At 43.0% G+C, this 9,984-nt stretch carries 5 protein-coding genes; all 5 read right to left on the reverse strand.

Annotated elements, in window-relative coordinates; translation table 11 throughout:
- Window positions 1-222: 222 nt before the first annotated feature.
- Window positions 223-3,237 (reverse strand): DNA polymerase III subunit alpha, encoded by a 3,015-nt coding sequence (dnaE, locus tag B2V92_RS08125; RefSeq protein WP_293306677.1) that lies wholly within the window; start codon window positions 3,235-3,237, stop codon window positions 223-225.
- The gene (gene dinB, locus B2V92_RS08130; protein WP_293306679.1) at window positions 3,237-4,556 is read right to left on the reverse strand and encodes a DNA polymerase IV; all 1,320 of its coding nucleotides are present in this window, start codon (window positions 4,554-4,556) and stop codon (window positions 3,237-3,239) included. Before dinB ends, dnaE begins: the two co-directional genes overlap by 1 nt.
- Window positions 4,557-5,332: 776 nt before the next feature.
- Window positions 5,333-7,294, reverse strand: coding sequence for an OmpA family protein (locus B2V92_RS08135; protein ID WP_293306681.1), 1,962 nt, complete (start codon window positions 7,292-7,294; stop codon window positions 5,333-5,335).
- A gap of 42 nt (window positions 7,295-7,336) precedes the next feature.
- Window positions 7,337-8,311: a PorP/SprF family type IX secretion system membrane protein gene (locus B2V92_RS08140; protein WP_293306683.1), complete on the reverse strand. Its 975-nt coding sequence runs from the start codon at window positions 8,309-8,311 to the stop codon at window positions 7,337-7,339.
- Window positions 8,312-8,368: 57 nt separating this feature from the next.
- Window positions 8,369-9,984: DUF7507 domain-containing protein (locus B2V92_RS08145; protein ID WP_293306685.1), on the reverse strand; the 1,616-nt coding region annotated here is incomplete at its 5' end.

Genomic DNA, 9,984 nt, shown 5'->3' on the forward strand with positions numbered 1-9,984 from the left:
GGCTCATGGGTTAATTATATTAACTGTTACAGGTTTATTTTCGGATAAAAAGATCCTTGGTTATCGATTAAAAATCGGTACGGGTTACGCTCAGAATGACAAAAAAAGCATGATGGATCCTGAAATAAATTCAGGATGACGGCACGCGGATAGCACTACCGAAATCACAGAACTAAAAAGGCCTTCTCTCAATGACGACTTTTCGCGGATGACAGGCTCGAGCTAAACCGCCACCGGGTTCATCTGGATATCCAGTTTAGCGAACTTTAATACCTCAATGCTCTGGAAGCCGAAATCTTCGACCACTTTACCTAAAATAAGGTAACAGCCTTTCCCTTTAAAAGGATACATGGGTGTGGTGTTCGGAAAATGCGTGGTATCAAAGAAATCGCCGTTGGCATCTAAAAAAGTACCGAACCACATTTTGGTATTTTTAATGGTATGCACCGTTTTTTCGCATACATAATTTCCTACCATCCTCACTGTTTTACCTAAATGTTTATGCAGATCGGCCGTCATTACATCGCCACGGTAAGGTGTTTTCAAAAAATCGAACATTTTATAATTAAGCGGATAACCGAGTAATTCCAATTCTGTATAAGCATTTTCGAGTGCAGAATCGGCGAGTTCGGGGAGCTGATAGGTTTTATAACCCAATTTAAATAGTTCGGCATGGTTTACCTGTTTCTGTTTAAAACCAAGATAGTTGTGCACATCCCAAAGCAGGGTTTTGCGGTCTTTACGGGTAAAACGCAATGCACCTAAACGGATTAGGATAATGGCCTGTTCGAGCGAAATACAGCTGCGTTTTACAAAATCTTCGAGGTCGGCATACGGACCGTTTGTCCTGCGTTCGCGTGGGATGTTTTTAATGTTTTTTTCTTCCAGTCCCTGAATACCGATAAAACCCAGGTAAGCGTCGTCGCCATTGATGTTCACCACTTCATCGCTACGGTTAACACAGGGCAGGTGCACCCTTGCCCCTGTTTTCTGCAGTTCGTGTACATATACCCATCTGCTGTAAAAACCGCCATAATTATTGAGTACGGCCACCATAAATTCCATAGGAAAATATGTTTTTAAGTAGAGACTCTGATAACTTTCTACCGCAAAAGAAGCCGAATGTGCCTTAGAGAAGCTGTAACCTGCAAAAGATGAAATCTGCCGCCATACTTCGTTAACCAGTTCTTCGGAGTGCCCCTGATTCCTTGCCGAAACCTTAAATTTGTTCACCAGCTCATCAAAAGCGAGTTTAGAACGGTATTTACCGCTCATTGCCTTACGCAGAATATCGGCATCGGCCAGATCGAGGCCGGCAAAATGATGGCATACTTTGATCACATCTTCCTGATAAACCATTACACCATAGGTTTCGCTCAGCCGCTCTTTCATTACCTCGCAGAGATAAACCACTTTATCGGGTGCATGGTAACGTTCGATGTAGGATTTCATCATGCCCGAACTGGCCACACCCGGACGGATAATAGAACTGGCAGCCACAAGGGTAAGGTAATTATCACATTTCAGTTTTTTGAGCAGTTGCCGCATGGCCGGCGATTCGATATAAAAACACCCGATGGGCTGCCCTTCTTTAAGGATTCCATTCAGTTTTTGATCGGCTTTAAAAGTTTTAAAATCGTGGATATCGATATCCCTTCCCTTGTTCTTTTTAATAAGCTGCACGGCTTCGCGGATATGCCCAATGCCCCGCTGACTCAAAATATCGAATTTCTCATAACCAATGGCCTCGGCTTCGTACATATCCCACTGCACCGTGGCGAAACCTTTTGGCGGCATATCCAGTGCGGTATAATAGGTGATCGGTTCTTCAGAGATCAGAATCCCCCCTGCATGGATAGAGCGTTGATTGGGCATACCCTTCATATAGTGGTATACGGCCAATAATTTCTGGTAAGTGGCATTTTCCGAATTCTCCCGTTCTTTGGTGGGATCAGTAAAACTATCTATCTCTTCTTTTGGCAAACCCAATACCTTGCCAATCTCCCTAATAATTGCACGGTCTTTAAAGGTGCTCATGGTGCCTAAAAAAGCTACGTGCCATTTGGGATAGCGGTTAAAAATATATTGTTGTATCGTTTCTCTTTCATCCCATGAAAAATCGATATCGAAATCGGGCGGACTGGTTCTTTTTTCATGTAAAAAACGTTCGAAATACAAATCGAGGTCAATCGGATCTACATCAGTAATGCGCAAACAATAAGCTACAATACTATTTGCACCAGAGCCACGGCCTACATGATAAAAGCCACATTTATTCATTGCATAACGTACAATATCGAAAGTGATTAGAAAATAAGCGCAGAAGTTTTTAAACTCGATAATCCGCAGTTCTTTTTCCAAACGCGCCATGGCTTCTTTATTATTTTCTCCATAACGGTATTTCAGTCCTACTGTTGCCAACCTTCGAAGCATTTTTTTATCACCTTCCAAGCCTGTTTTGGTATAATAAAACTTGTTTTTTGAAGAAGGTGCAGGTCCATCTTCGAAATAAACACTTAAATCGCAACTGTTCAGCAATTTCTGCGTATTCTGTACAATAAAGGGATACTGTTCAAACTGCTGTGTAAGCTGTTCTTCGGGTATCAGAAATTCATCGGGTTCACATTTATATTCGTCGGGTACTTTACTTAAAAGGGTATTCAGTTCTATTGCCCTTAAATATCCGTGCAACCGATAGGTAATTTTATCCTCTACGGTTACAGGATGCCACACCAACAGCTTTTCCTTCTGTTTTAAAAGCGGATTTTTATACAAAAGATTAAGCTGTTTGGCACTTACACCTACATATTCGTTTGCTTTTAATATCTGATTAAAAGTTTTTTGAAAAGGATAAATGATGTACACATTTTCCATCTCGGGCGGAAGCTCCGGCAGCGGAATATTATAAATGTTATGGTGACTTAAAAACTCATTAAGCTCGCGCATGCCTTCTTTATTTTTGGCAATCCCTACATATAAAAGCCTGTTATCGATCCTGAATTCGATACCTGCTACAGGTTTAATCTGGTAAGGGATGTTGCCCCTGTGTATCTCGTCGGCCTCTTTGGCGATGCCCTGTTTGTAGCACTCGCGGACAAATTCGACTGCCCCGGTTGAATTATTGATATCGGTAAGCACCATTTGATGGATACCCAAATGCCTTGCAGTAGCAATAAGCTGGTTAATGCTTTGCGTACCATATTTTAAGCTGTAAGCAGAATGCACATTCAAAAACATCAGTCGTAAGATTTAGTTCCAATGGTTCCTTTTTCGCTCATAAAACTCCTGATTTTTGAACGTTTCCTTACTTCTGGTTCTTTTTCTTCTTCGTCGCCGGTATTTTCGATCAATATTTTCTTTTTACGGGGATTGTATTTGATCACTTTGCCTTTTTCATCGCGTGGCGGCTGGGTAACAATACAGGCTTTTACCACGGCTTCGGCACCAAAATTATTGCGTACTTTATCCATGGCCTGATAAAGGCTGTATTCTTCTTCGGCAATGTTATACAGGCCAATCTGTTCATATCCACTTACCAGGTGCGACAATTTTACGCCTACCAGGCGCAATAGCATCCGTTTGGCATATACTTTTTCGAACAGGCTGTGTGCCTTGCTGATCAGGAAAGAATCGAGCGAAGTATATGGAATGCGTTCCTGTTGGGTAACGGTTTCGAAATTGGTGTAACGTACGGTTACGGTAATGCAGGCAGTTAATTTTTTCTGGTTGCGGAGCTGAAAAGTTAAACCGGTAACCATGCCGGTAATAATGGCTTTCAGTTTGGCCATATCCATGGTATCGCTCTCGAAAGTAGCCTGTGTACCGATCGATTTCCTTTCGCGGTAAGGCACTACTGGAGAAAGATCGATCCCGTTTGCTTTTTGCCATAAGCTTAAGCCATGCTGCCCCAAAATTTTAAACATCAGCTGTTGGGGGATCTGCGTGAGGGTGAGGATTTCGCGCACGCCCATTTCACTCAGTTTTTTATAGGTGGCATGCCCAATACCCGGGATTTTATGGATGGCCAAAGGATCGAGAAAAGGCCTCAGCTCGGGATAGGTAACCTGCAACTCACCACCGGGTTTGGATTCGTTGGTCGCGATTTTAGCCACGGTTTTATTGATGGATAAGCCAAAAGAAATGGGTAAATCCATTTCCTTGATAATGGTTTGCCGGAGTTCTGATGCGAATTTCATGCAGCCAAAAAAACGGTCCATACCGGTCATATCGATGTAGTGTTCATCAATACTGGCTTTTTCGAACAAGGGTACCTTATCGGCAATAATTTCGGTAATATCCTGCGATGCCTTCGAATACTCTTCCATGTCGCCTTTTAAAAATATAGCCTGCGGGCAGAGCAGTTTTGCGGTACGCCCGGGCATGGCCGAGTGGATGCCATACTTGCGGGCTTCGTAACTACAGGAAGCCACCACACCCCTACCCCCCCCCCCGCCGATAATAACGGGTTTACCTGTGAGCTTGGGATTTTTTCTAATTTCTACCGACACAAAAAATGCATCTTGATCCATGTGAATAATCTGCCTTTCTTTTTCCATTACTATCAATTGGGATGATTGAAATCAAAATTACTAATATTTTTAGTTTCAACAGGTAATTAAAGTTAATGAATTTTAAACAAAATACTAACATTTTTAGTTTTTATTGTCTGATGCAGGGAGCAAAGAGTATGGAGTATAAGGGTTAATATCAGTTACGATTCACTACCATTGACAGACTTTATAAAAAGCGTCGTCATCTCGACTGGAACGCAGTGGAATGGAGAGATCTATCTCGAGATAGATTTTGCTTCGCAGAGCCTTCGGGTTCTCGACTACGTTTCACTCCGCTCGAAATGACGATATCTCAGGAATAACGTGGCGGTTCGTGGCGACACGGACCACGGAGTAAGAGCGTTATTTTAAAGATTCTTCACTGCGTTCAGAATGACAGCAGAGGAAGGAATAATTATTCCGTGTTAATCTGTGCATCCGTGGCGAAAAGCATGGCGTTTCCATCATCCGTATTACATTTTCCATCTTATGACCATTAAGAAGTTAAGGACATTAAGATGGAATAACGTGGCGGTTCGTGGCGACACGGACCACGGAATAAGAGCATTATTTTAAAGATTCTTCACTGCGTTCAGAATGACAGCAGAGGAAGGAATAATTATTCCGTGTTAATCTGTGCATCCGTGGTGAAAAAATAATGGTCGGTGACTCACCGACCATGAAGTAAAATAATACAATGAAAATAATGCTGTGGTGCGTGAAGACACACACCACGGGGCATCTACTAAAAAATTAGCATATATGGTTAACCCGGATCTTGTTTATTGCTTTACAATTTTAAACTCGGTTCTTCTGTTCAATTGGTGTTCTTCTTCGCTACAATCTACGCCATTGGCACATTTGTTCAGTAACTGGGTTTCGCCATAACCTTTAGCGGTGATGCGGTTTTTATTGATACCTTTTGAGATGATATACTGCACGGCAGATTCGGCACGTTTTTGCGACAGGTTTAAGTTATAGCTATCTTTACCCCTGCTATCGGTATGCGAACCTAATTCGATCCAGATGGTTGGATTGTCTTTCATGATTTTAACCAGCTTATCCAATTCTACTGCGGCATCGGCACGGATATTCCATTTATCGAAATCGTAGTAAATATTTTCCAACCTGATTGCCTTATCGATTACAATACCTTCTAAATACAAATCCTGGGTAAGCACACTAGAAGTGGTTAAACCAATGGTTGCGAGGTTTTCTACATCAGATCTGTAATCTGTTTTTTCTGCTGATACATTGTATTCTGATTCTTTAGCCAGGTTAAAGCGATAAGCACCGTTATCGTCGGTTTCGGTTTTTAAGCTAGCTCCATTTACCCTGGCAAGTGTTACCGATGCACCTGTAATAGGCTGGTTGCTATTTTTATCAAAAACCCTGCCTTCTAATTTAAAGGCCAAAATCATTTTCTGATCGATGCTATAAATATCATCACTACCTAAGCCACCATCGCGATTGGAAGAAAGATAAACAATGCCACCTTTTTCGTTCGGGCTAAAGGCAAAATCATCCTGCGGGGAGTTGAAAGGATAACCCATATTTTCGATCCTGCCGATGCCTCCGCCTTCTCTTAAAGCCCGAAAAACATCCAGGCCACCCATACCTACCCTGCCATCGCTAGAGAAGTAGAAATTGTCTTTTTCATCAAAAACCGGACTACGGTCGTTGCCTTCTGTGTTTACTTCTTTCAGGTTGATCGGTTTGCCCCATTCGCCGGCATCGGTTTTTAAGCACACGTAAATATCGGCGCCACCTAATCCACCGGGCATATTCGAAGCAAAGTATAAGCTATTGCCATCGGTTGTGATAAAAGGATCGCCTACCGAATAATCATTTACATTATTATAAGCGAAAGAAACCGGCTCGCTCCATTTGCCATCAGCATCTTTGGTGCTGCTGTAAATTTCTACGTTTACGGTACTTGGTTTATTCTTTACTTTTTCGAGTTCGTTAGAGATGCGGGTTAAAGTAAAATACATGGTTTTCCCATCACCGGTAAAGCTTGCCGAACCTACATGGTACCTTGTTCCGGCTTTGATCGGGAACAATTGGATACTGTCTTTTGGCGAAGCTTTGATATACAGTTTAAGGTATCCGTTACCGGTCCATCCGTTAACCTGTTTATCGGGCTGTTTTGATCCGTCGAACCTTAAAAAAGGTTTGCTTTCTTCCGATTCCAATCCTTTTACCGACCTATCGGAAGTAAATACCACCCCGCCCTGGTAGTTAACGGCACCCCAATCAGACTGGGCACTGTTTAATGCCACCTGGTTGATCAGTTCTACTTTCTTTGGATTTTTGATCCATTTTAAGGCCGAATCGCAAGAAGCAATCCAAACGGCCTGCTGCTTTTCGGATACATCTTTCTTTTTATCGATATAATTTAAATACTGGAGTTTGGCCTCGCTGTATTTTGAGTTGCTCTGTAATGCCCTGGCATAACCGAGGATATTTTCAGGATTGCTATCTGCTGTTTTAACTGCGATGGCATACCAGCTTTCGGCCTGTCTGTAATTAAAAACCATTGCGTAACTACTGGCTAAACGTTCGGCCACGTGCAATGATTTTTTCTTTTTATAGGCCTGTTCGTATAAATCAATCGCCTTGCTATAATTAAACAGTTCGTACTGTTTATCGGCATCTTTCAGTACATATTGCGCTTTTGCCGAAAAACCAAGGGCAAATAAACAATATGCAGAAATACAGGTACCTATTAAAATTCTCTTCATTATGTTGTTTGGATAATTAGGTCAAAAATACGTAATGCTTGTTTAAAATACCCTTGGGGTTGCCAATCTAACGTTGGGTTTGATGAATGAATAAGATAGGGAAATTTCGTGTGTACCACCACTGTTACCCTGTAACGGGCCGATAGAGAAATCGTATCCGTAACCGATCCTGATCTTTTCTGAAGGGAAAATCTGGATTGCGGCAACGGCAGAGTTACGCGGGGTAAGATCGCGCTGCAGATAACTTTTATCATACAGTTTTACACCCGTACGGTAAGAACCACCTACCCAAAGAAATTCCTTGATCAACAAAAATGCATTTACATCCAAACTGGTGGGACCACCACGGTCGTCTTTTAACAGGAAGGAAGGTTTGATCTGGAAATTTTCGTTAAGCGGGAACAATGCCCCGGCAGTTAAATAATAGTGCGGTTTTGGCTGTGGGATAAAGGCATAACGGTCGATATTGATGTAAGTGGCAATCAGGTTATCAACCGAGAAACCGGCATAATATTTATCATTGGCAAAGTAAACCCCTGCCCTTGCATCGGGTACGATGGTACTCTGTACACCAACCGGCTGGTTCGGCTCAGGATTGTTCGGGTTCAGCATGGAACCGTCAATCCCCAATTGTACCATACCCACACCCAGGCCCAGGGCCAAACGCGAACTACCGTCATCGTTCATCCTGATGCGGTAGGCATAGTTGCCATAAATGCTCAGGTTGGTCTGCGCACCCAGTTTATCGCTGGCCACCTGAAGGGCGAGTCCAACGTTACCGCTGTTGGCAATGGCATCAACCGCAAGCGACATGCTCTTCGGTGCACCGGTTATACCCGTCCACTGGCTACGGTAAAAGCTGTGTATGTTAAGCACCTCCTTATACCCTGCATAAGCCGGATTGATGTAGATTCCGTTGAACATGTACTGACTGTACTGGGCGTCCTGTTGTGCAGATGCGGGCCGCGAAAGCAACAAAATCGAACCTGCTAATAACAATATTAATTTCTTCATCATCTTGATATCTTAAAGTCCGGCCTGATTTTAAAAACCAGGCCAGACTAAGCCTCTTATCTATTTTTTAAACGCTCTGATTAATGTAATGTAACCTTTGTACACTTCGAACTCGTTGCTGTTTGCTTTTTTAACACGCAGTAAATAGTAATAAGTGCCTTCGTTCAATCCCTCGCCCGTCCAGTTGTTCTGGTAACCTTTAGCGTGGAATACTTCATTACCCCATCTGTTTACGATCTGCAGTTCGTTGGCCTGGTACTGGTTCAGACCAATGATCTCGAAGGTATCGTTAATACCATCGCCGTTAGGTGTAAACAGGTTAGGGATTGTAATACCCGTGAAACTGGCCGTTAAAGTTACCGACGCTACGTTGGTGTAATATCCATAAGCATCTTTTACACGGTAGGTAAATACATCATCTCCAACATAACCCGGATCTGGTGTATAGGTTACCGTCCCATCGGCATTTACTTTAACGGTACCATGTTGAGGCTGACTTACAATCTCGACCGTTAGTTTATCGAATGTAGAGTTACCCGGATCATCATTTGCCAATACATCGATCGTAACCGGTTTGTTGGCTACCGTACCACCCACATCATCAACCGCACGTGGCGATTTAGGGAAAGTGGTAACAGTAGGCGTATTATTGGTTTCGGCTGTTCCGGAAACGTCTGACACGTTTGCACCACCCAGTGTTTTCGCATTTACGGTGGCGGTATTGGTTACCGTACCTAAATCCTTATCGGCCTGGGTTAAGGTGTACACTTCAACATCGGTTGTGGTTGCACCCGGAGCAAGGCCGCCTGCAACAGTGATTACCTTATTGTTCAAGCCGATTTTGGCATCAGTTAAGGTAATGGTATTTAAAGTAACCGGTCCGGTATTTTTAATGGTGAACGTGTAGGTTATTTTATTGCCATTGAATACCGATGTTTTAACCAGGGCTATTGATCCTGTATTCGAAACCAATGTTACTGTTGGTGTATCGTTATTCTCGGCTGTACCAGAGATATCTGTTACCGGCAGATTTGCAGGTGTTTGACCTGTTACTTTAGCCGTATTGGTTACACTGCCGGCGTCTTTATCTGCCTGGGTTAACTGATATACATAACTATCGGTTACCGTTGCTCCCGGAGCCAATGTACCTGGAATTAACCTGTTGTTTAATCCTAGTTTGGTATCGGTTAAGGTAATGATATGCAAGGTTACGTTACCTGTGTTTTTAATAGTGAAAGTATATGTAATGCTGTTTCCATCAGCACTTACCGCACCTGTTTTAACCAATGTAATGGTTGATGCCGGAGCAATTACCGTTACGGTTGCATCACCAACAACAGGTGTATTCGGATCATCAGACTGTTTGCTGATTGTGGTACCGCCCGGCGTTTGCGCAGTTGCAGTTGCCTGGTTGGTAAACGAACCGTTATTTACCTCGGTTAAGGTAACCGTGTGTTTAGCTGTTACGGTTACACTTGCGCCTGGCAATAAACTAGCGATGCCTGCTGGGGTGATCGATCCTGCATCAGCGCCAGCATCGGTTACAGTAACATTTGTTAAGGTTACGTTACCCGTGTTGGTTACCACGATATTGTAATTGATCACATCGCCTACCTTGCTTACGCTGTTGGCTGCCACTTTGGTAAAGGTAAATGATGGCGACGGTGTTAATGAAG

Source organism: Pedobacter sp. UBA5917, assembly GCF_002432345.1.
GTDB lineage: Bacteria > Bacteroidota > Bacteroidia > Sphingobacteriales > Sphingobacteriaceae > Pedobacter.

Coding starts and splice junctions, on each gene's coding strand:
- dnaE (WP_293306677.1), bottom strand. CDS start 3,237: ATGTTTTTGAATGTGCATTCTGCTTACAGCTTAAAATATGGTACGCAA.
- dinB (WP_293306679.1), bottom strand. CDS start 4,556: ATGGAAAAAGAAAGGCAGATTATTCACATGGATCAAGATGCATTTTTT.
- B2V92_RS08135 (WP_293306681.1), bottom strand. CDS start 7,294: ATGAAGAGAATTTTAATAGGTACCTGTATTTCTGCATATTGTTTATTT.
- B2V92_RS08140 (WP_293306683.1), bottom strand. CDS start 8,311: ATGATGAAGAAATTAATATTGTTATTAGCAGGTTCGATTTTGTTGCTT.